The organism is Pseudomonas edaphica (genome assembly GCF_005863185.1).
In the GTDB taxonomy this organism is placed as follows: Bacteria; Pseudomonadota; Gammaproteobacteria; order Pseudomonadales; family Pseudomonadaceae; genus Aquipseudomonas; species Aquipseudomonas edaphica.
On sequence record NZ_VBVZ01000028.1, the window covers coordinates 1 to 22026 of the forward strand.

A 22026-nucleotide genomic window follows, 5' to 3' on the forward strand; every position below is an offset into this window, starting at 1 on the left:
CTCCAATGAGAACCCGACCTTGTTCAACCAGCTGGTTGAACAGGCCAAATCCAAGGAATAAGGCCCCATGCCTATCACCACTATCGGCAATATCATCACCGGCAATATCCCGGTGCTGACCTCGTACCTGACCCAGGACCCGGTTGAAAAGACCGCGTTCTTTGAGTCCGGCATTCTCACCCCAACCCCGTACGCTGCCGAGATCGCTCGCGGCCCATCGAACATCGCGAACATTCCGTACTGGAAGTCGATCGACGCGTCTATCGAGCCAAACTACTCGAACGACGTGTATGCCGACGTGGCCGAGCCGCGCAACATCGAAACTGGCGACATGATGGCTCGCGTTGCATACCTCAACGAAGGTTTCGGCCAGGCTGACCTGACTGTCGAACTGACCAGCAAGAACCCGCTCCAATCCGTTGCCGCTCGCCTGGACAACTTCTGGCAGCGCCAGGCGCAGCGCCGCCTGCTGGCCACATCTCTGGGGATCTACAACGATAACATCGGCGCAACCGATGCGTTCCACACCCAGAACGACATGGTAATTGACGTGTCTGCTGCCGGCGGCTTCGATGCAGGCGCTTTCATCGACGCAACCCAGACCATGGGTGATGCGCTGATGGGTTCTGGCGGCCAGGTGCTGGGCGTCATGGCAATGCACAGCTTTGTGTATGGCGACATGCGCAAGAAGCAGCTGATCGACTTCATCCGCGACGCCGACAACAACACCCAGATCGCGACCTACCAGGGCTACCGACTGGTGATCGACGACCAGATGACTGTGATCGGTACCGGCAGCTCGCGCAAGTTCATCAACGTGATCTTTGGCCAAGGTGCCATCGGTTACGGTGAAGGCTCTCCTGAGCACCCAACCGCCTACGAGCGCCAAGAGGCTCGCGGTAACGGTGGCGGTGTTGAAGTGCTGTGGAGCCGCAAGACCTGGCTGCTGCACCCGCTGGGCTACAGCTTCCTGTCGGCCACCATCACCGGTAACGGCACCGAAACCACGCCGCGCTCTGCCTCCTGGCAGGATCTGGCGCTGGCGACCAACTGGAACCGCGTGATGGAGCGTAAGCACGTTCCTATCGCGTTCTTGGTCACCGGTGTTCCGGCAGCCTAAGCCATAAGGGGCGGTGCGCCGCCCCATCAAGGAGTACATGCCAATGGCTACCCAAAAAACTGGCAAGGGTTTGCCGCGCTCTTTAAAGTCCGCGAAACCCGCAGCCGCAACAGTTCAGGTCGCCGCCGATGCAACCAACGGCATCGCCGCCGGTGACCTGCAGGCCACGCTTACAGCTATGGCCGCCCGCATCAAAGCATTGGAGAGCGCGTGATGGCTGACAACTACGTGAAAAAGACCCAGTTCGCCGGACTCGAGCAAGACGAGGACGGCCAGGTCAGGCTGAAGGCTAAAAACGTAGAAGCTGAAGCCTTGGTCCGTGTCGAGCCGCAGCAGAAGGCCGCCCGCAAAAACGGCGGCGGCGACGAAAGCAAGTAACACCCGGGGCTTCGGCCCCACTCATTCAAGCGGAGGCCAGATGGCTACCTACATCACCGTGGCGGACGTTGACGCCATCCTCGGCACCAGCTGGGCGCCAGATGACAAGAAAGCCCGCGCAGTGTTGCAGGCAAACGCCTATCTGACCTCCCTGAACCTTGTTGGCGTCGATATGAACGCCATCCCTGACGAGGTTAAGCAGGCGGGCGCCGAACTGGCGTCAGTCGCTGCCCAGGGCAAGCTGTACCAGCAGCAGACCGAGGGGTCTCTTGAGGCCAAGACGGTCAAGGCCGGATCGGTCAGCACCAGCAAGACGTTTGCCTCGCTGGACAGCAGCAAGATCATTGCCCAGCCCGGTGACGTGCAGTTCGCGCTGGCGCTGCTTTCTCCCTGGCGTACCAGTCCGTTTTCTTTCCGCGTAGACAGGGGGTGACCCGTGGGCCTTCGCGAAGATATCCAGAAGGACTTGGCCGAGGCGTTCGACACTGACCTGGCTGATGCTGTGCAGCCATTCGCCGGCGGCGTTACGCTGCCCGGTACGTGGGATCCGGTCACAGAAGCGGCTGGACCGCCAGTGGTCATTGCTTACACCGGCCGGGGCGTGTTCGATGCCTTCAAGGTGGACAGGGTGGACGGCGTAAACATCCGCGCCACCGACCAACTGCTGATCGCACTGACCAACGAAACAATCGGCGGCACGCCGGACATCGGCCACAAGATCAACGGTTTCGACGTGATCAACGTGCAGACTGACCCGGCGATCGCTCACTACGAGATCCAGCTGAGGAAAGTCTGATGGCAACGACTGGATGGAGTACCAACCTCACCGACTTCGTGGATAAAGCCTCAGAAGACATCAGCCAGATGGCCAGGGTAATTGCCCAGGCCATGCTGCAGGAAGTGGTGGTTCGGTCACCTGTTGGCAGGCCTGACCTGTGGCAGGCAAACATCCAGCGCAAGGCGAAGAATGTCTCGCTGGCAGACGCTTACGACGCCAATGTCGATGCGCGCAATGCGTCAAAAGCAGGTAAAAAGTTCAAGAAGCTCACGCAGCGGGAAAGGAAGGAAAATTTCTACGTTGATGAGCGCGCCACTGGCAAGGGCTACATTGGAGGGACATTCCGAGGTAGCCACATCGTTTCCATTGGGGCGCCAGATTTCACCGTGACGGATCGCGTCGACGCAGACGGAACTGCAACTATTTCGGATGGCACAAGCACCATCCAGTCGGCCGGGCTGTTCCCGGTTATCTATATCCAGACCAACCTGCCGTATGCAGAGGCGCTGGAGAATGGGCATTCGACCCAGGCCCCCAGCGGGGTATACGGACTGGCCTTTATCGGCGTGAGCGAGGCCTACAAATGACCTACGAGCAAATCAGGGCGGCGCTCACTGCGCGGATGGTCGCCTTCACCGGAATTGACCAGGCGCGGATTGACTACCCGAACCAGCCGACAGTATTCACGCCACCGGCCACCGGCCTTTGGTGCCGCTTCAACGTGCAGTACGCCACCGCCTTCATGGCTGGCATGGCCGACAAGCCCTACACGCGCAAGCCGGGGCAAGTCAGCATCCAATGCTTTGCCCGGCTCAATACCGGCACAAAGGCCATCAACGAACTGGCCGACGCGCTCGAAGCGCACTTCGCCTACTGGTTGTCCGGCGACCTCGAATGCATGGAAGCCAGCCAGGTTGTAGCCGGTGAGTTCGAAGGCTTCTACCAGATCAACGTGAACATCCGGTTCCGCGCCGGATGATCATGATCGTCTGTGAGTTCTGCCATATGGTGGGGAGCCATAAGCACTGAGGTTAAGGTGTTCCCAGCGCTTGCCAAGGTTTATCAAGGATATCTGGCCCTGGCTTACCGCGAACTCCTTAGCAAGATCGATCTGAGAAGCGCCCATAGAGAGTTTTTTAACGATTGATATAACTTCGTTTTCGCTAAGCCTAACGTTGTGGTGGGTAACGCCTTTGCGACCAAGCTGAAGGCCGGTTTCGTAAGAGTGGAGGGTATTCCCTTGAACTGTTGTCCACTCAAGATTCTGGATTTGATTATTCAGCTTGTTGCCATCTTTGTGATTCGTAACGGCGCCATCTTCTGGCGCGCCGAGGAAGGCCTCAGCCACCAATCTGTGAACCCTACGAACTACCTTTCCTGAGCTCGAAAACAGGCCAACGACCATGTATCCCTTGCTCAAAGTTTGCTTCATGGGGGCGCCTTTTCGCCGTCTCTGGCGACCAGAAGGACCTGTGCATATGCGGTCAATTGAACGTACCGAGCCCGCGCTGGAGACCTGATATGAGTCTTCCATTCCTGACACTGATTTCCAAACTTCTAACATTCTCACTCTCCATCAAAGAGTAATCATCACTGAGGGGTGCGGCAGGCCGGTGATGAACCAGATTTTCGGGTTGCATGCCCTAGCCGCACACCAAGTTTAACAGAGCCGTGCCTTCGGGCCAAAACGTCAACACCAAACAGTAAGGTGCAAAAAATGAGTAGCGGAGCCAAAGTTGTAAGTCACATCATCAAGGAGGTGACGCCCGGCGTTACCCCCACCGGCACCTGGGACACGCTGCGCCTGACCGGCAACGCACTGACCCCAACCGTCAACACCGCAGTCAGTGACGAGATCACTGATTCCCGTATCAGCCAGGGTTCGGTGGCCACCAGCACCGACATCGGCGGCGACCTGACGGCGGAGTTCTCGTTCGGCTCGTTCGATCAGCTGTTGGAAGCGGCTTTCTACGGCGTATGGACGGGCGACGTGCTATCTGTGGGCGATACCCGAAACACCTACAGCATCGCCAAGGGCTACAGCGATGTAGGCGTCTACTCGGTATTCAAGGGTGCCCACGTCTCCACCTTCGCCCTCGACATTCCGTCTGACGGCAAGGTGACGGCCACCTTCAACATGGCGTGCTTGGACTATACCGACAGCGATACCCCGATTGTGGTGTCGCCGAACGCTCCCACCACCACGCCGTTTCTGTCGAACAACAACGTCGGCACGATCTCTGTAGACGGCGAATCGCTGGAAGGCGTGGCGTGCGTATCGGCCATGACCATCAACCTCGACAACAGCCTCCAGGCCCAGCGCTGCATCGGCAACACCAAGCTCGGCCCGGGCGCGCAGATCGCTACCGAAGCGGCCATCACCGGTACCATCACCCTCGCTTGGTCCAAGCGCGCCTGGGAGATCTGGAAGAAGACCTTCACCCGTCTGCCAATCTCCGTGGTGTTCCCGATCACCGACGCCCTGGGCAACAAGTACACCTTCAACTTCCCAGCGGTGGAAGTGGATGGCGAACTGCCGAGCGGCGGTAAGCGCGACCTGATTGAAGTGACGCTGAACTACACCGTCGCCAAGATCAGCCCGACCATCACCCGACTCGCATCGCCGACCGCTGTTACTGGCGTGACTGTTGCGCCGGGCACCGCCTCGATTGCTGTTGCGGCCACCCGACAACTGACGGCGACCGTCGCACCGGCTGGCGCAAATCAGGCTGTCACCTGGACAAGCGCTACCCCATCGGTTGCCACCGTTAACAGTTCTGGCCTGGTCACCGGCGTTGCTGCTGGCACATCCGTCATCACCGCCACCAGCGTTGCCGACGGCACCAAGACCAGCACTGCAACGATCACCGTCACCGCGTAACACGATCAACCTTTTGGCTGCCCAGGCTCTAACGCCTGCCTGGGCTGCCTTTTTTATGGCGCGGCGTTGAGGATTTAACATGGCTCTCAAACTGAGCAAGAAAGCCCCGGTTACCGACCTGCGTTGGGCCAAGTTCGACGAAGAAACCAAGATTCAGCTGTGCGGCATCGATAACCCCGAATACCTGATTGCCCTAGAGCGCGTGCGCCGGCGCATCCAGCGCAATGACGCGAGCTTTGGCCAGGGCGATGTCGGCGTCTTCGATGGCGAAAAAACCGAGCACGATAGTCACTGCGCATTGCTGGCCCAGTTCGTCGTAAAGGACTGGGACGGCGTTCAGGATGATCAGGGCAACCCTCTCAAGTTCGATGCAGCTGTATGCGAAGAACTGCTAGTGGCAAACATCGACTTCTTCCTATTCGTGCTGCGCGAGTCCAGCAAGTCCACGGTCGAAGCCGGTAAAGAACTGGCTGAAACCGTGGAAAAGCAGTAACCCGGTTCGAGTGGGAAAGGGAGTGGGGCGGCCAGGCCGACAAGCGCCGGGCCATCTATGAGCGCCTGCGCATGGAAATTCCCGAAGAGCCGCCGACCGACCCTATCACCAAGCACCTGCTCGCCACGTTCTTCGGCGTCTGCCGGGGCCGCCGCTTTATAACAACCATGGTGGGAGCCTTCCCGCTGCCGCTGTCTGCCCGCGAAATCTCCGACTGGCTCGACGCTCACCCTTCGCCCCTGGATCGCCGGGAGGTGGATGAGGTGATGTTTGCGCTGGATGTGATTTGCCTGAGCGAAGAAGACGACTGATCCGCCGCCCTGCGGCAATTATGCCCGGAGGCAACATGACTCAAACTTCACGCCTGGTCCTTGAGATCGACAGCCGCGACGCTGAGCAAAAGGCGGCAGACGTCCGCAAGGCTCTTGAGGCGCTGGAGTCGGCCGGGATACCCACGCAGAACTCTATGAGGAAGGCCGCGTCCGGGATTGACGAAGTCGGCAAGAGCTCTTCAAAAGCTGTCGACTCAGTTGATGACCTTTCCGAAAGTTCCAATAAGGCTGGCGCCTCAAGCAAGAAGGCGGGGGAATCATATGCCGAGGCCCGCGCGCGAATTGAGGCGATAGCCAAGTCGTCTCTCGACGCAAGCACTTACCTGAACTCGCTGTCCACCAGCACCGTGAAGGCCTCCGATTCGTTTGATGCCGCAGCTGGCAAAGCGAAAAGCCTTGCTGATCTGGCAAAGCGTCTGCGCGAAGAGTCGGACGCCAATGTGGGGTCGAATACCAAGCAAGCCGACTCAGTTAAAAGGACCGCGTCAGCGACCGGCACTTATTCCGAGGAGTTGGAAAAGCTCCTGGCAAAGCTAGATCCTGTTCGAGCCAAGCAGCTCGACCTGGTCAATCAGCAGAAACAACTGGCAGCAGCGTTCAAGAAAGGCGATCTCGACGAGGCAGGATACAAACGTTTCTCTGCGATCATTGGAGACAATGCCTCGGCATTGAATAATTTCAGCACTGCAACCAAGGGCTCGCAGCGAGACGTTGCGCAGCTTTTGAATGCACTAAAGTCGGGTGATTGGGCTGGAGTGACTCGAAATTTCCAGCAGATCAGCGTGAGCGCTGGTGGTACTGGAAATGCCTTGAAAATGCTTGGGGGAATGGCTTCTAGCCTTTTGAATCCGCTGGCGGCTGGAGCTGTCGCATTGGGTGGCCTGGCCTTGGCTTTTTACGATGCGCACAAAGAGGTCAGCGCATTCAACAAGGCTCTCTTCTCTGGGTCAGCTAGTTCGGGACAAACGGCCGCATCACTTGCTGCTATCGCGAAGTCAGCCGCAAGCCTTAGCGGAAGCATTTCTTCAGCAAACGATGCGGTGATTGCGCTGGCTGGCAGCGGCAGGCTAAGCCAAGCACAGTTTGTAGACCTGGCTCAGGCAGCCTCTGCGATTTCTGCGTACACGGGAAAAGGCGCGGCAGAAGTAGCAACCGACCTCGCCAACGTAGGCGACAGCGCAACGAAGGCCGCCGAAAAAATAAGCGAAAAATACGGCCTGCTCACAAGCGCTCAATATGAGGTCATTGCCGCACTTGATCAGCAAGGCAAGAAGCAGGAGGCCTTAGATGTTTTGAGTGCGTCCCTGAATGAGAACGCTCAACATCGACTTGAAAAGTATCGTGCATCTCTCTCTGATGTCGAGCGTGACTGGAATGACATTGGCATCGCTATCAGCAACGCCTACAGCAAAGTTCGTGGTGAGCTCTTTCCCGACTCCGCGAAGCAAATTGAAATCATCGAGCGAATTCTTAAGACCCGCAAGGACGGCGGGTTCGCTGGCGCCGTATCGACAGGGCTGAGCAAGCTGAACGGCGCACTTGGCCTTGATGATGGCAATAACGATGACTCCACAGCAGCGCTTGAGAAGCGGCTCGCTCTCCTTAAGCAGAACGCTGAGGTTGTAAAAGCCAGCGCGGAGCTTGACGGGAAAACTACTCGCGACAACCAGGCACGCATCGAAGCCGACTCAAAATGGAACGCTCTGACCAAGAAAGAGCTATCCGACCAGGCCAAGCTTGTAAAGGACATCACCGACGCGCGGCGACTTGGTGTGGAGGCAGGAAAGTCGCAGGCTGATATCGACAAGGTGGTTGCTGATATACAGGCCAAATACGACAAGGCTCAACCTAAAACCCCGAAAGCCAAGGCCTACACCGAAGATGCTGGCATGAAGGCGCTGGATGCGGCGCGCCAGACCCAGGCCGTCCTGCTCCAGCAGAACGCTTCGCTGAATGCTCAGGGCATCGCCACCGAGAAGGTCGGCGCCCAGGCGCAGGCATTGATCAAGTGGGAGCAGCAACTCGCCGACATCAAAGGCAAGAAGACGCTCACCGCCGATCAAAAGTCGCTGCTGGCCAGCCAGGACCTGATCACTGCCCAGCTCAAGAAGAACGTAGCGCTTGAGCGCGAAGCGGAGATCAGCAAAAGCATTCAGCAGGCGCAGAAGGATCAGGTGCAGCTGCTTACGCTCACCGGGCAACTCCGAGAAGCCAACAGCCTGAAATCATCCCTTGATGATGCGGCTCAGTTGGCCGAGTACGAGCGCCAGGGCAACGTCGAGGCCGCCAAGCGGCTTGAGACGATGATCAAGATCCGCGACATAAACCTGAAGGCTGCACAGAAGCCTGGGACTGTTGAGGGCGTCACTCAGGCTCCAAGCGCCCCAGGCCTCGACGCATCTGTTGGCGGTCCGGTCAGCGAGATTGACCGGCTCGATGAGGCGGCGAAGAAGCTGGAGGTCTGGCGCGCAACCGAGCTTGAAAAGCAGGCTGCATACCTCGACCTGAAAGCAATCAACGAAGAGACCTACGCCGCGCGCGTGGCGAACATCGACCAGCAGGCCACGCAAAACCGCCAGAAGATAGAAGAGGCCAAGAACCAGGCGTTGCTGGTCGGCGCATCCGAATTTTTCGGCAACATGGCCAGCCTCAGCCAGTCCGGCAACAAGAAGCTCGCCGCGATCGGCAAGGCGGCGGCAATCATCCAGGCCACCATGGACGGCTATCTGGCCGTGCAGAAGGCCCTGGCCGCATTCCCGCCGCCGTTCAACTTCGCAGCAGCCGCTGCTGTTGGTGTGGCCACTGCTGCCAACGTTGCGAACATCGCAGGCATTGGCTTCTCCGCTGGTGGCTACACCGGTTCGGGCGGCGTTAACGAGGCTGCCGGCACCGTGCACAAGGGGGAGGTGGTTTGGAGTCAGAAGGACATCCAGCGCTACGGCGGTGTGGCGGCAGTTGAGGCGTTACGCAAAGGCAACGTCTCGCCAATCCGCCCAGGCGCAAAAGGCACTGGCCCGGATGCAAGCCGTCCGCAGGTTGGTGCGGCACCGGTCGTCAATGTGATCGAGGACGCCAGCAAGGCCGGTCAAAGCCAGTCGAGCCAGGTAGACGGCAAGTGGATCACTGACTACTTCGTCTCAAACATCCGTGAAAACGGCAAAGAGGCCAAGGCCATTCAGCAGATGCTAGGCATGGGAAGGGCTGCACGATGATTGAATACCCAAGCGGTCTGCCTTATCCGTTGCGAGACGGTTATGGCTTCAGCCCGGTCAGCCCCATAAAGTCAACTGCCATGCAGACCGGGCGCACGCGGTACCGAAGGAAATACTCATCGGTTCCGACAGATGCCAAGGTCACCTGGAACATGAGCGATCAGGAGGCCCAGTACTTTGAAGCGTGGTTCGAAGAAGTCCTGATCTCTGGCTCGCAATGGTTCGAGGTTGAGCTTAGAACGCCTCAGGGCCTGCTGCCTTACAAGGCCCACTTCAAGGACATCTACGAAGGGCCAATACTTTTTGGCGTCGATCGCTTCATGTTCACCGCGACGCTGCAGTTGTGGGAGCGACCAATTCTCACCGGTGGCTGGGCCATTTACGCGCCTGAATATCTGCTGAACATGAACTTGATTGACCTGGCTGTGAACAAGGACTGGCCATCATGACGAGCTTTGTACTAAACCGGCTTTATTCAAGCGGCGGCACGGAAATTCTCCATGGAACGCTTGAGGTCACGGACGGTGTGGCCCATCACTTTCTCACGGATGGATTTGAGGATTTAGTGGTCGGGCTTGAGACCGGCGGCATGGCGACGTTTCTCGCCTGCGGTATATCGATTGCTCTGCCAAAGCGCGGTAGCGATGGAAAGCAGGACCTGAAGTTTGCGCTATGCAACATCGATGGAAGCGTCTCCGGGTTCCTGCGCGCGGCCCTTAGGGAGCGCCGTGAGATCAACCTGGTGTACAGGGAGTACATCAGCACCGACCTGGCCTATCCGTCGAAGATCCTGCGTTACAAGGTCAAGAGCGGCTCGGTCACCGCAACCGAAGCCCAGATCGTGGCCGGCTACTTCAACCTGCTCGAAACCCTCTGGCTCCGCAACTACTACACCGGCGATTTCGCCCCAGGCATGCGGTACCAATAATGATCGATCACGAAAAATACATCGAGGGCCAGTACCTCGAGGGCGGGAGAGTGTGGCCGTTTGTTGACTGCTATGGGTTGGTCCTTGAGGTTCGCCGCGACCTCGGCCTGCCCGACTGGCCAGAGTGGGCTGATATTCGCGCCGGCGACGGCTCGATGGTTGAGGTGGCTGGCAAATGGTTTCCCACTCTCACGCCATGCGAGCCGGAAGAGGGTGCGCTGATTGCGCTCTACCAGGGTAGCGAGATGCGTCACGTAGGCGTTGTGATTCGCTGCGGCGCCTCACTTGAGGCAATGGAGATCACCGAAAAGCAACGCACAATCTGCCTGCCTCTGCACAGGCTCAAGCGCCGCTTCGTGCGGGTGGAGTATTACAAGTGATTGAAATTTACCCATCCCGCATTGGTGTCAAAGAAGGCGACTGCGTGCCGCTGGAGTCGCACCAGGTTAAAGAGCCGGCCACCCTCGCAGGTTGGCTTTCGGCGAACGCTAAAGGTTTCGATATCAATGCAGTTCACCCAATCTGCATTGAATTAGAGGGCGTCCTGGTGCCGGTGGATCAGTGGTCAGTGACCGTCATTGATCGCGACACGGATGTGAAGATATTTCCAGAGGCGCGTGCAGTGGGCGCTGCGGCTGCGGCCTGGGCGGCGGTAGCTTTGGCTGCTATTTCGATTGTGCTGATCCTCACCATGCCGAAGGCCAAGGCCGCCAAGCAACAGCAAGGCGACGACATTGACGCGGCCACTGCCACAGGCAACCACGCCAAGCTGAACTCGCCAATCCGCGAAGTGCTTGGCATGGCCAAGGTCTATCCCGACCTGCTGGTGCCGCCAGTAACGCGATTTGTAAACAAGCGGACGATGGTAACAACTCTGGCCATGTCCGTTGGCCGGGGGCGTAATTCGATTCCTCCCAGCACGCTTAAGGTTGGCGACACGCCCTTTGCGGCGTTTGGTTCCGACCTGAATTACAAAATTTACGAGCCGGGCGCATCACTTTTGGGTGATTCTCGCGCCAGAAACTGGTACCCGGCCACGGAGGTTGGCGGAACAAACGCTGGTACCGCGGGCCTTGACCTTTCGAGCACCGCACCCACAGAGGCAGCCGCTTTGGCTGACTCCATGCTGATCAGCGGGAATACAGTTTCCTTGCTGGGTAACAGTCCCCGATTCCCTGACGCGTGGGACACCGGCACTGTCGTTCGACTGGTCACGCCTGACACATTCACGGTAACGACCGCAGGCTCGTACAGCCGAATCGCCGGCGCCTTGTCCGACCTTGCACCGTTCGTTGGCATGAAGGTAACGCTGGGTAGCGATTCAGAAATCGATTTGACGGTGGCAAGCGTGACTCCTTATGTCGCGCCAGTCCCAGGGGTTGGCGGATCACCGTCTATGGTTACAGGCAGCGCATCCCCGTCCGGCTACGACTTCACGTCGGGCGCGGTGGTATGGTCTGTGACCTTTCAGGGAGTCACCAAAACCATATCCCTGAACACCAACTATGTGAACATGAGCGGGCTTGTTTCGACGATCACTTCCCAGTTGTCGGGCACCGGTCTTGTGGCGCAAGACAGTTCCGGCCGGCTTCGCCTGATTGAGCCGCTCAGCCCTTATAAAGGTGGCCCGATCTCGCAAACCAGCGCGCCGGTGGCGATCTTCGGCTCTGGGCCGACCTATACCGTCGGCACTGCTTCCGCAGGCGGTACCCCTGAGCAGCTTGCGAGCGTCACGCTGAGCTTTGATAACGGCACTCCCTTCTCTGGTGTCGCTGCCGGCCAGCAACGGCTTTCGCTTGCCTACCGAGGCTACAGGTTTCAAATCGTGTCGGTTTCAGGTCTCACCGCCACGGTGAAACGAATCACTGATGCGGGCGTGGTCGACAATGCCTGGGCTGGATTCACCGCCAGAACCCTGCTTGATTTCTCGTTGTCTGGAAGCGGCGGGGCTGGCAACTGGATCGGTTCGTTCATGGGCTGCCCAGAATACGAACTGGCAACCCAGGCTGAATACGATGTCTTCCTGAGCCAGGGACTCTGCTACTACAGCAAGTCCGGCAATATAAAAATGCTCACCAAGTCCATCGAGGTGCGGTGGAGGGATTCTGCGGTAGGCGGAGCTTGGACAACAATCACCCACACATATACCGACGCAACCCCAGACCAGATCGGATTCACCCATGGGGTGGTGTTTCCTTACCCGCTGCGCCCTGAGTTCCAAATGCGACGGGTTCAGCCGGTCGAGGGCGGCCAGGTGCGTGACGCGATCCAATGGTACGGCCTGCGCACGCTGTTACCTGATCCAGGCTCTTACGAGGGGATCACCGTCATCACCATGGATATCCGTGGTGGCGACCGCCTCAGCGCCCAATCGGAACGGCAGATCAACTGTGTGCCGACTCGCATCTACGACAATGCTCCGGCGCGATCCATCAAAGGGGCAGCGCTGCATGTTTGTCAGGGGCTCGGGATCGATGAATCGCTGATCGACATGGATGCGCTAAATGCGGTGGACCAGGACTACTGGACGCCGCGCAGCGAGCTCTACGACATGGCGCACGAAAAGCCAACGGCGGTTCGGGAGGTCTTGCAGGGCATCTTCACTGCCGGCATGTCGCACCTTTCCAGCGGCAATGGGTTGCTCAGCGTAAAGCGTGAAGGCATTCAGCCGCCGCGCGGGGTCATCACGCCGCACGAAATGACCAGCGAGCTACAGGCCAGCTTTACCGCGCCAAGCCCTGACGACTTCGACGGGGTGGATGTTGAATATATCGACCAGTACACCAATCGCAAGGAAACGAGGCCCTGCCGGCTGTCTGGAAGCCTTGGGCTCAAGGTAGACAAAATCCAGCTGGACGGGGTTTCAGACGAAACACGCGCCTGGCGCATCGGCATGAGACAGCTGCGCAAGTATCAGTTCTCGCGCTGGGGCTACAGCGTCGATACCGAGATGGATGCACTGGTGTTTGACGACATCGACCACATCACGCTGGCCGATGACATCCCGAACACCACCAGTAGCGCACTGATCACCGCAGTGGAGGCGCTCGACGGCCAGTACCTACTCACGCTGAGCGAAGAGATGGACTGGTCGATGGTTGCGCCGCGCGCCGTTATCCGGCGGCACGACGGCACGGTCACAAGCCTTTTTGAGCCGAAGGATGCTGGCTTTCACCAGGTGCTGGTGCCGCTTAATGCAATCGACTTCGATATCGTCACCGACCTGAGCATCGAGCCCGCAAGGTTCTTGTTCGGGCCAAGCGAACAAGTCGGCTACCCGGCGATGATCACCGAGATAACCCCGAATCAGGACGGGTCCTGCGCCGTCACAGCGACCGAGTATTCCCCGGTGTTTTACGCGGACGACGACAACTACCCACCCGCAGCAACTTAGATATCAAACCTTTCAAGGCCCGCCACTGAGCGGGCTTTTTTTTGCCTCGGGGAAAACCATGGCCTTTAATACCGGAAACCCTTTAGAACCAAACGGCTCGACAGATCCGCGCGACCTGAAAGACAACGCGGCGATCATCGACAAGCTGGTAAATAGCTCAGACCTCACATGGTTTGGCCGGCTTGGGAAGACTCTGAAAACCTGGGCAGGTATGACAGCGGAGCATAACGCCGCCCAAGTTCAGAGAAGTGCCGAGTTTCAGCAGTTTCTGCAAAGCAGCGGGTATGAGGTGCCTGTGCCTTACGCCCCAGGCATCAGCATTACTCGCACAACTCAAACCGTGGTTTATAACGGTGAGCTGTACCGACCAAAAGAGGCCTCGCTGCCGTTCGTTACCACTACCTTCCCTGCGGATTCAGCAAAGTGGATTGCTAACGGTGATGATTCGCTGCGTCAAATGCTTGCATCCCGCTCAGGCTCGGCCTCCGTTGGTTTTCAACAGAGAGGGGTGAACGCTTCTTTCCGAGACCAGCAGAGCAAGGATCGCGAGACCCTTTCATTGCCGGACTATGGTGGTGCGCCAAATACAGACAACACTACTGCGGTAGCAGCAGCGCTTGTCGAGTGCCGAGCCTCAAAAGATAGAAGGGTGCTTGTTCCGGCTGGGCAAAATAATACAGGCATTGTATCCAACCCAACCGGTGTTACGTTCCATGGCGGCGATCTTGTAGAAACACCAAACCCTGCAGATTCATCTACCTTTGATATCTTGAGTAGTTACGCGGACAGGCTCAGCTACCAGTTAGGTAATGAATATCTTTATGCGCTGCACAACGAGATATCTAGCCACAATGCCGTCAAGATAATGATGGTCGGTGACAGCACTGTGGTAGGGGTCAATAGTGTTGCCCCATATACACCAGCCGGAGTACTAAGTGATCAAGGCTTAGATCGGGGCTTGGTTGGTATCCTAATCAATAATTTGGCTGTTAGCGGATCAGCATCGCCGCAATGGGATACGTCTCAGATTATCGCAGACACCTCGACCCACTGCCTTATCGTAGGTTACGGTACTAATGACCCAGCCGCTGGTGATGAAGAAGCGTTTTTCAACAACATGTCAGCCAAGCTTGCAGCTATTCGCGCTGCGCGAAATGTTCAAAGCCTAACAATTATTCTGAAGGGGGCGAACAGCACGAACGACTGGGTGAATGGTAGGTCGCAGTTATGGTGCGAGCGTATCGCCCCGGTTTATAGAAAGCTTGCGCGTATGTACCAATGCTACTTTTTTGATACGTACGCATTCTTGCGGGACTCCAAGAATGCTGCCCATCTGTGGATGGATACGCTTCCGTATGGTTCGCCGCCCGTAGACACCCATATCCATCCAAATAATTTTGGCAACATGTGGATATGGGGCGAGCTTGCGAGAAATATTTTCCCGGACAACCTCAGCCAAAGAATGGCTAACAACTATCGAAATATTGCCGCATCTCACACGATGCTCACTGCGTTGGCGCCGCCGGAAAATATGCCATATGGTCGGGCAATCTATAGGACTGCTTCAACCGACTGGCCATCAGATGGCATGGTTGTTTCTGAAAAGCACGCGGACGGTATCGTCACTCAAGAGGTCACACCGTTTAACCGATCGATCACTAAGGTACACCGTCGAAATTCGCTTACGTCTGCGCCTGGCGCATGGACCTTGTTCACGGGGGCTGGCTACAACCTCACACTACAAAATGGATGGTCGAACTTCGACGCCCCCAACTGGATGGTCGCTCAGCTCATTATTGAGGAGTCCGGCTTCATTAGCGCGAGAGGATTGCTGCGGCCGGGTACGCTAGTTGCGAACACAGTGTTATTTAGTGTGTTCTCCGCAGTACCAAATGGCGCTCCGATACTTGGTGAGGTCTTCCAGCTATCCTGCAATACCGGTTCGATTCGGGTGGTTGTGGGGATCGGTGGCAATGTATCGATTAAGGAGGTATCTGGCACACCGACAGAAGTTTCGCTATCTGGTATGCGCTGGATGCCGACTTAATCAAGCGGAGCTGACGCTGGGCGCCCGCCACTTAAAGTGGTGGGCGCCTGGCTTGCGACTGGGCGTGAGCGGCTTGGCTGTTTACGGGCTTCAGCACCATTTCATCTACAAGCCAAAAAAGAATCGCCTGGAAGTGACACCCGATGACAAAATGTTCGCCGTCATCACAGATACGGGCAAGAAGCACCGCGACGGAAATCCGGCGCTCAGCAGTATATTCGATGGCTATAGCTACTCTGGCGCCTGTATTGTAGATTACCTTTCTGAAAAAAATTAAACAGGGAGGAGCACTAATGGAATTACAAGAATTCTTAGGGTCTATCCAAGATCTAGAAAGAAGGGGGGCAATAGAGAATGCCTTAGCCGCTGCGTTGTCATGTATACAACACCATAGAAGTGTTTTTGGAATTCAAGAGGAGATGCCCTGGTTACAGGTTTATGAGGAAGATACGGTTCAGGCAGTTGCCTCTGAGGGGATGAATTGTATTAGGTTTAGTACTGGTCTAATTGATCACTATATGGCTGCTAAGTATCCAGATATATCAAAGGTTTTGCCAGGGGCACCTAACATATTTGGATTCAATCTAGTACTTGACTTGGGCTTGGCATGGGCTTTGTCTCATGAGTATGTCCATCTTTATAGAAAGCATGACAGCGTATGCGCAAGTGTCTTGTCGGCAGCTTTAGTTGATCACTCTCTAACCCCGCAGCGAAAACGTTCTGCTTTGAGCTTGTCTAAAGAAGATATAGATAAAGCTACGGAGTTTGACGCTGATCTGTGCGCAGTGGCCGGAATATATCGCTACATGCAAAAGATTTTTGCTGGGCTTGTTGACGATATGCTAATAAGGAAGATGGTTGTATTTTATGTCTACTGGGGGGTTAGGGGGTTTCCTGATATACAGCATAGTGGAACGCATCCTGAAATTTCTGATAGGTTGTATGATATATGTAGCAAGGTTGGAGGGTTGTCTGCCGAGTTGTCAGTTTCTAAATACGCAGTTCCTGAGGGCTATAAGAGTAAGGTCGAGCGCGTAGTGATCTTGACTAGTTTTGTGATGGAGATGGAGAAGATTTATATTGGGTCATCTGGCGTTAAAGAGGTTGACGCTATTTGGCATAAATGGTTGGAGCGTATAAGAACTAACGCGCATACACGTAGCGCAGCCAACTGGAGCAAGCTAAGTCCTTGGGTGGGTGAGATCTCAGGAACCTTGGCAGATAACAGAAAAGATGAGTTCTATTTTTCTCGTCAAAAGCAGAAAAAAGACGCTAAGTTTTCTAAAGAAAAAAAGAAGAGTCAGCGTAAGGCAAGGAGAGGCAACAGAGTTAAGTAGATTTATTGTTGGTTGGATATTTTATTTTCTAGATGTCTAAATAATTAAATCTATTGGTTGCTGCTGTTAAATATACATGCAAAAGAAAATTCCCCGCCAGAAGCGGGCTTTTTCTCGCCTGGAGAAAAGTATGCCGTCTACCGAGCAGCAGTTACTACAGATCCTCCCGAACGCCGGCCACCAAGCCGGCGTTTTTGTTCCTGTGCTGAACACCGCCATGAACCGCTACGCCATCGTCGGCACGCTGCGGGTAGCCGCATTCATTGCCCAGGTCGGGCATGAGTCTGGCCAGCTGCGCTACGTGCGCGAGATCTGGGGGCCAACCGCGCAGCAACTCGGCTATGAAGGCCGTGCTGACCTGGGCAACACCGTTAAAGGTGATGGCTCCAAGTTTCGTGGCCGTGGACTGATCCAGATTACCGGCCGGGCGAACTATGCCGCGTGCGGTGAGGCTCTGGGCCTGGACCTGATCAGCAAGCCCGAATTGTTGGAGCTACCGCAGTGGGCGGCCGCGTCGGCGGCTTGGTTCTGGAAGATCAATGGACTGAATACCCTTGCTGATAATGGCGACTTCGTGAAGATCACCCGGCGCATCAACGGCGGGCTCACCGGTAAGGCCGATCGCCAGGAGCTGTACGACAGGGCGCTGAAGGTGCTGGCATGACGCCGGTGCAGAAGCTGGCTGGGCTTGTGTTGCTGGTCCTGGCGCTAATGGCCAGTGCCGCCGGCGCTACTTGGCTTGCTCAAGATTGGCGCTTCGGTAAGAAGCTGGCGGTATTGGGCGAGGCCCAGGCGCTTGCCATCAGTGAGGCTGGGCGCGTGGCCCGAGAAGAAGAACAGCGCCGGCAGTCGGCAGTGAATAAGGAAGCAAGCGATGCGCGAGAACAAAACAAAGCTGCAGCTGTTGATGCCGGCACTGCTGATGCTGCTGGTGACAGCTTGCACATCGAAGCCGGTAAGTTTGCCGCCACTGCCTGCGGCGATCCCGGAGTTGCCCAGCGAGGCGCGTCAACCACCCGCGCCGCCATGGTGCTCTCCGACCTGCTCCAGCGGGCTGACAAAAGAGCGGGAGAGCTGGCGGCAGCTTATGACCGCGCCCGAATAGCCGGCCTGACTTGCGAGCGGAGCTACCAATCTGTCAGGGCTGCGGTCCCCTGAGTACGCTCAGTTCCAGCAATAGGCGCTGATTCTCCCTGAGCAGCAGATCCCGCTGGCCGGAGACCGAATTGAGGGCACGGGCCTCGCCTTCCAATTCCCACGCTTCATGATTCAGTCGGGCGATGTTGTCGAGCGCCTTCTTGAGTTCAGTCTCGGCCGCAGCCTTGCTGGTAGCGAGCAGGTCGCACATCTGCACCAGCCCGGCAATGTTCCGGCGCGCCTCGGTCAGCCGTTTCTGGGTCGCGGTCAGCTCGTCCTCGAGCAGGGCGCACTGGTGCTGATACATTTCCAGGGGCGTAGGGCATCCAAGCCACTCGCAGGTGTTTTTGTCGAGCTTCATGGTGGGCAAACTCAAATACTGTATATGCGAACAGTAATCGAGGTATTGCCGGGCCGCGATTCGAGGCGACGAGAGGCAGTTAGTCTGGCGCCATGAGAACGGCCAGGGTCAGCTTGATGAATTCTTCGTTCTCGTCGATGGTGTGCAAGGGGCCGCGCACATTCTCAGCCACGTCGGCAGAGCCGCGCTGCTCTACCCAGTTCGCTATCTCCACGATGGAAGCTTCAAGAGCCAGTTGGTTTTCGTACAACTTTGAGAGCAGCGAGGGGAGTAGGTCTGAGTTTGGCATTGGCGTTCCTCTAGTGGAGTGAACAGCTTAGCAGTCGGCATTATTTGTGGTTTTGTGTTCGGTCAGCAGGACGCCGTGGGCAGGGACTTTCTGGAAGAAAGCCTGTAGGGAGATTTGCGGGGATTCGTTAATCACCGTTCAACATCGTTAGGCGTCGATTGCAGTGGGCGCCTACGTAAGGTGTTGCTGTTCAAGGCTTTTCAGAACGTCCGCTAGCATGGGGTGCTAGGGGTCGAGTGTTCGAATCACTCCGTCCCGACCATATTCTCGATCAAGCCCAATCTGAAAAGATTGGGCTTTTTCATGCGCGCGCTTTTGGGGTAACGCCCCAATCCTTCACCGTTATACCCTCTGCCATACCCTAGACATCCCTACGCAGGTAGTACATATATACGGATTTTCGGCGCCTAAGGATGAAAGTATCCGAGATGAAAGGTTGCATAAAGCACCCAGCGTCTTGGAGAAACTCATGAGTTGTGAACAGCAAACCCCTACCACCCATGCTCGTGGCATTGATGTATCGCGCTGGCAAGGAGAGATCGACTGGCGCCGCGTCGCGTCAGCCGGTGTCACCCATGCCATTGTGAAGATGACCGAAGGGGGCACCTACACTGACCCTCGGTTTGCAACAAACTTTGCCGGGATGCTGGCCCACGGTTTGACTGCGGGGGTTTACCACTACTTTCGTGCACTGAGCAGTACCCCCGGCGAACAACTGGCCAATATTCGGCAACGGCTCTGCGAGGCCAACTTCGAGGTCGGGAAGCACATCCTGGCCATTGATGTAGAAACCTCGCGCAACGAAACGGCGAGCCCGGATCAGATGGCCGATGCCTTGTACGAACTGGTAATGCTGCTCAGCACGCAGGTGCTCGATGGCGCCCATCCCTACATCTACACGTCACCCAGCATCTGGGCTGACCGTGTGGCGTGGCGCAAGTACGATTTCAGCCGGTGCCCGTTGTGGATCGCCCACTGGGATGCCAAGCAGCCGACGGTGCCCGAAACCTGGCGTAGCCACGGCAAGCGCTGGCACTGGTGGCAGCACAGCAGCAAAGGCCAGGTCGATGGCATTCAAGGTGCCGTGGATCTGGATTGGGTCAAGCGCTGAAGGCTTCAGCCAGCCGAACGCCCGCGCTGGCTGAGGTACTCCACAAACGGCCCGATATCCGTACTGCAGAGCAAATGCGCGACCTCACGCACCTCCGCCTCCGGCCAGTCCCACCAGGCGGATTGCTCAAGGATCAGCCGAGTCGATTCATCAAAACGCCAACGGATATGTTTGGCCGGGTTGCCGCCGACGATGGCGTAAGGCGCCACATCCTTGGTCACAATCGCGCCTGCCGCCACGACTGCGCCATTGCCGATGGTCACGCCCGACAGAATCTTCGCGTGGGAGCTGATCCAGCAATCATTGCCAATGATCACGTCGCCTTTGCTTCCACCAAAGTCGGTAATGTGCGCGAGGCTTTTCATCTTGGCGGGGAAGGGGTAGCAACTGAGCCAGTCGGTGCGATGATGGCCGCCCAAATACACTTCCACATTGCCGGCAATCGAGGTGTAGGCGCCGACACGCAGGGTCGTGCCTTCATGCCAGTCGTGCACCTTCAAATCGCCGTAGGTGCCTATGCCAAAGCTGTAGTTTGGATAGCGGTTGCGCAGTTTTTGCGTCGAGCGCTCCAGCGGGGAGAGCGCGCGTATTGCCTTGCGCGCTTTTTTTTCGCGCCATTTACGCAATAACTTCATGCGGTGAGCCTTTATGCAGAGATTGAAATCAGGCGACATCGTGAGCAATGGCTGCCCTCTATGCAAGACGAAGGCTTTATCTGCTGAAAAAAATCGCCAACCCCTGTCCCTTTTTTGCGCCTCGCCTGTCATTCCAGGCAAGTGAACAAAATCGAGAGCTACTCCCCATGCCCGCAGTCCGACCCATGCGCTTGCGCCCGTTGCTGAACCTGAGCCTGATGCTGAGCCTCAGTGCCAGCCCGTTATTTGTCCCGCTCAGCTATGCCGAAGACAGCACCGCCCGCCGCAGTTACCAGGTGCCGGCCGGTAGCCTGAGCGCCGCATTGACCCGCTTCGCCGGGCTCGCCGGGGTCAACCTGTCGGTGGACCCGGCGCTGGTCAGCGGTCGCAGCAGCGCCGGCTTGTCGGGTGAATACGGCGTGGAGGAGGGCTTTGCGCAGTTGCTGACGGGCTCGGGCCTGCAGCTGCAACCGATGGGCACGCAGGCCTACAGGCTGATGCCGGTGCCGGAAAGCGGCAGCCTGCAACTGGCACCCACGTCCATCGTCGGTACCACTGGGTTGGCCGATGGCGATACCTATGCCGGTGGCCAGGTGGCGCGGCGTGGCTCGCAAGGCCTGCTCGGCTCACGGGACTTTATGGAAACCCCGTTCAGCATGACCACCTATACCGCCGAGGCGGTGAAGAACCAGCAGGCGCGTACCCTCGGCGACCTGGTCGCCAGCGACCCTTCGGTGCGCGCCACCAACCCGGCGGGCGGGCGCTACGAGCAGTTCACCATTCGCGGGTTCAGCCTGTTCAACAGTGATGTGGCTTACAACGGCCTCTATGGCGTACTGCCGACGTACACCATCGACATGGAAATGGCCGAGCGCGTCGACATCCTCAAAGGCCCGAGCCAGTTGATCAACGGCATCTCGCCGCGCGGCAGCGTGGGCGGCGGGATCAATGTGGTGCCCAAGCGCGCCACCGACAAGGACATTACCTCGCTGACCGGCACCTGGGCGTCCGGCAGCCAGGCCGGTGGCGCGGTGGACGTGGGGCGGCGCTTTGGTGAGGACAATAAGTTCGGCATTCGTTTCAATGGCGTGAAGCAGTCCGGCGATACCGAATGGGATCACCAGAGCGTCGACCGTGAAATGGCCGTGCTGGGCCTGGATTTTCGCGGCGAGCGCCTGCGCCTTTCCACGGATGTCGGCCACACCGAGCGCGACACGGACGCGCCGCAAGAACGTGTACAAGTCGGCGCCAATGCCAGGGTGCCGAGTGCCAATGACGTACGGCATAACTACGCACAGCCCTGGAGCAAAGCCCGTACCGATGACACCTTCGGCACGGTTAACGGCGAGTTCGACCTCAGCGATAACGTGATGCTGTATGGCGGCGTCGGCGCGCGTAAAAGCAACCACGACTTCTTGCGTCACGCGGTGTCCGTCACCAACAACGCCGGGGATTTCAGCGTATTGCCACGGGATTTCACCCGCGATGAAAACGTGCGCACCGCCACCGCCGGGGTGCGCAGTTGGTTGCATACCGGGCCGGTCAGCCATGAGATCAACCTGGCGGCCAGCTACTTCTACATGGACTTTGAAA

The 22026-nt window shown here is 57.4% G+C and carries 26 protein-coding genes; 22 read left to right on the forward strand and 4 right to left on the reverse strand.

The window, feature by feature from the left end; all coding sequences use genetic code 11:
* The first annotated feature begins 67 nt into the window (after positions 1-67).
* The 7 genes from FEM54_RS03325 to FEM54_RS03345 are packed head-to-tail and all read left to right on the forward strand — an operon-like array spanning position 68 to position 3255.
* On the forward strand, positions 68-1120 hold the full coding sequence (locus FEM54_RS03325) for a hypothetical protein (protein WP_138449500.1): 1053 nt from the start codon (positions 68-70) through the stop codon (positions 1118-1120).
* A 43-nt stretch (positions 1121-1163) separates the two neighbouring features.
* Positions 1164-1334: a hypothetical protein gene (locus FEM54_RS33830; RefSeq protein ID WP_171045787.1), complete on the forward strand. Its 171-nt coding sequence runs from the start codon at positions 1164-1166 to the stop codon at positions 1332-1334.
* On the forward strand, positions 1334-1498 hold the full coding sequence (locus tag FEM54_RS33835) for a hypothetical protein (RefSeq protein ID WP_171045788.1): 165 nt from the start codon (positions 1334-1336) through the stop codon (positions 1496-1498). Before FEM54_RS33830 ends, FEM54_RS33835 begins: the two co-directional genes overlap by 1 nt.
* Positions 1499-1538: 40 nt before the next feature.
* On the forward strand, positions 1539-1931 hold the full coding sequence (locus FEM54_RS03330) for a protein singed (protein ID WP_138449502.1): 393 nt from the start codon (positions 1539-1541) through the stop codon (positions 1929-1931).
* Between the two features lie 3 nt (positions 1932-1934).
* Complete coding sequence (locus FEM54_RS03335) at positions 1935-2294, forward strand: hypothetical protein (protein ID WP_138449504.1); 360 nt, start codon at positions 1935-1937, stop codon at positions 2292-2294.
* The gene (locus FEM54_RS03340; RefSeq protein WP_138449505.1) at positions 2294-2863 is read left to right on the forward strand and encodes a hypothetical protein; all 570 of its coding nucleotides are present in this window, start codon (positions 2294-2296) and stop codon (positions 2861-2863) included. Before FEM54_RS03335 ends, FEM54_RS03340 begins: the two co-directional genes overlap by 1 nt.
* Complete coding sequence (locus FEM54_RS03345; protein ID WP_138449506.1) at positions 2860-3255, forward strand: phage tail terminator-like protein; 396 nt, start codon at positions 2860-2862, stop codon at positions 3253-3255. Before FEM54_RS03340 ends, FEM54_RS03345 begins: the two co-directional genes overlap by 4 nt.
* On the opposite strand, the gene FEM54_RS03350 is transcribed toward FEM54_RS03345, so the two are convergent.
* Complete coding sequence (locus FEM54_RS03350; RefSeq protein ID WP_138449508.1) at positions 3256-3840, reverse strand: NUMOD4 motif-containing HNH endonuclease; 585 nt, start codon at positions 3838-3840, stop codon at positions 3256-3258. It lies immediately after the preceding gene.
* 153 nt (positions 3841-3993) lie between these two features.
* Here FEM54_RS03350 and FEM54_RS03355 point away from each other — a divergent pair, with 153 nt between their 5' ends.
* The 13 genes from FEM54_RS03355 (at position 3994) to FEM54_RS03415 (ending at position 18058) form a co-directional block, all read left to right on the forward strand.
* Positions 3994-5157, forward strand: a complete 1164-nt coding sequence (locus FEM54_RS03355) for a phage tail tube protein (protein ID WP_138449509.1) — start codon at positions 3994-3996, stop codon at positions 5155-5157.
* 79 nt (positions 5158-5236) lie between these two features.
* Positions 5237-5650: a hypothetical protein gene (locus tag FEM54_RS03360; protein ID WP_138449510.1), complete on the forward strand. Its 414-nt coding sequence runs from the start codon at positions 5237-5239 to the stop codon at positions 5648-5650.
* 71 nt (positions 5651-5721) lie between these two features.
* Positions 5722-5961: a hypothetical protein gene (locus FEM54_RS03365; RefSeq protein ID WP_047711305.1), complete on the forward strand. Its 240-nt coding sequence runs from the start codon at positions 5722-5724 to the stop codon at positions 5959-5961.
* A gap of 35 nt (positions 5962-5996) precedes the next feature.
* Positions 5997-9194 carry a phage tail length tape measure family protein gene (locus FEM54_RS03370; protein WP_138449512.1) on the forward strand — a complete coding sequence of 1066 codons (3198 nt, stop codon included), beginning with the start codon at positions 5997-5999 and terminating at the stop codon, positions 9192-9194.
* Positions 9191-9643, forward strand: coding sequence for a hypothetical protein (locus tag FEM54_RS03375; RefSeq protein ID WP_138449513.1), 453 nt, complete (start codon positions 9191-9193; stop codon positions 9641-9643). The genes FEM54_RS03370 and FEM54_RS03375 overlap by 4 nt, the downstream gene beginning before the upstream one ends.
* On the forward strand, positions 9640-10122 hold the full coding sequence (locus FEM54_RS03380; protein WP_138449515.1) for a DUF1833 family protein: 483 nt from the start codon (positions 9640-9642) through the stop codon (positions 10120-10122). Before FEM54_RS03375 ends, FEM54_RS03380 begins: the two co-directional genes overlap by 4 nt.
* Positions 10122-10502 (forward strand): nitrite transporter, encoded by a 381-nt coding sequence (locus FEM54_RS03385; RefSeq protein ID WP_138449517.1) that lies wholly within the window; start codon positions 10122-10124, stop codon positions 10500-10502. Before FEM54_RS03380 ends, FEM54_RS03385 begins: the two co-directional genes overlap by 1 nt.
* The gene (locus FEM54_RS03390) at positions 10499-13516 is read left to right on the forward strand and encodes a host specificity factor TipJ family phage tail protein (RefSeq protein ID WP_138449519.1); all 3018 of its coding nucleotides are present in this window, start codon (positions 10499-10501) and stop codon (positions 13514-13516) included. Before FEM54_RS03385 ends, FEM54_RS03390 begins: the two co-directional genes overlap by 4 nt.
* A 58-nt stretch (positions 13517-13574) precedes the next feature.
* The gene (locus tag FEM54_RS03395) at positions 13575-15563 is read left to right on the forward strand and encodes an SGNH/GDSL hydrolase family protein (RefSeq protein WP_138449521.1); all 1989 of its coding nucleotides are present in this window, start codon (positions 13575-13577) and stop codon (positions 15561-15563) included.
* Positions 15564-15615: 52 nt separating this feature from the next.
* The gene (locus FEM54_RS34530) at positions 15616-15840 is read left to right on the forward strand and encodes a hypothetical protein (RefSeq protein WP_240792705.1); all 225 of its coding nucleotides are present in this window, start codon (positions 15616-15618) and stop codon (positions 15838-15840) included.
* 16 nt (positions 15841-15856) lie between these two features.
* Complete coding sequence (locus FEM54_RS03405) at positions 15857-16900, forward strand: hypothetical protein (protein WP_138449524.1); 1044 nt, start codon at positions 15857-15859, stop codon at positions 16898-16900.
* A 130-nt stretch (positions 16901-17030) separates the two neighbouring features.
* Positions 17031-17564, forward strand: coding sequence for a glycoside hydrolase family 19 protein (locus FEM54_RS03410; RefSeq protein ID WP_138449526.1), 534 nt, complete (start codon positions 17031-17033; stop codon positions 17562-17564).
* Positions 17561-18058 (forward strand): DUF2514 family protein, encoded by a 498-nt coding sequence (locus tag FEM54_RS03415; RefSeq protein WP_138449528.1) that lies wholly within the window; start codon positions 17561-17563, stop codon positions 18056-18058. The genes FEM54_RS03410 and FEM54_RS03415 overlap by 4 nt, the downstream gene beginning before the upstream one ends.
* Here FEM54_RS03415 and FEM54_RS03420 read toward each other — a convergent pair.
* Together FEM54_RS03420 and FEM54_RS03425 are read right to left on the reverse strand one after the other, a co-directional pair.
* On the reverse strand, positions 18039-18398 hold the full coding sequence (locus FEM54_RS03420) for a hypothetical protein (RefSeq protein ID WP_138449530.1): 360 nt from the start codon (positions 18396-18398) through the stop codon (positions 18039-18041). The two genes, FEM54_RS03415 and FEM54_RS03420, sit on opposite strands and share 20 nt — an antisense overlap.
* Positions 18399-18477: 79 nt before the next feature.
* On the reverse strand, positions 18478-18687 hold the full coding sequence (locus FEM54_RS03425) for a hypothetical protein (protein ID WP_138449532.1): 210 nt from the start codon (positions 18685-18687) through the stop codon (positions 18478-18480).
* Between the two features lie 469 nt (positions 18688-19156).
* On the opposite strand from FEM54_RS03425, the gene FEM54_RS03430 reads away from it, so the two are divergent.
* The gene (locus FEM54_RS03430) at positions 19157-19798 is read left to right on the forward strand and encodes a glycoside hydrolase family 25 protein (RefSeq protein ID WP_138449534.1); all 642 of its coding nucleotides are present in this window, start codon (positions 19157-19159) and stop codon (positions 19796-19798) included.
* Positions 19799-19803: 5 nt separating this feature from the next.
* Here FEM54_RS03430 and FEM54_RS03435 read toward each other — a convergent pair whose 3' ends face one another.
* Positions 19804-20433 carry a CatB-related O-acetyltransferase gene (locus FEM54_RS03435; protein ID WP_138449536.1) on the reverse strand — a complete coding sequence of 210 codons (630 nt, stop codon included), beginning with the start codon at positions 20431-20433 and terminating at the stop codon, positions 19804-19806.
* A 167-nt stretch (positions 20434-20600) separates the two neighbouring features.
* On the opposite strand from FEM54_RS03435, the gene FEM54_RS03440 reads away from it, so the two are divergent.
* A partial coding sequence (locus tag FEM54_RS03440) for a TonB-dependent receptor (protein ID WP_171045789.1) occupies positions 20601-22026 on the forward strand: 1426 nt, incomplete at its 3' end.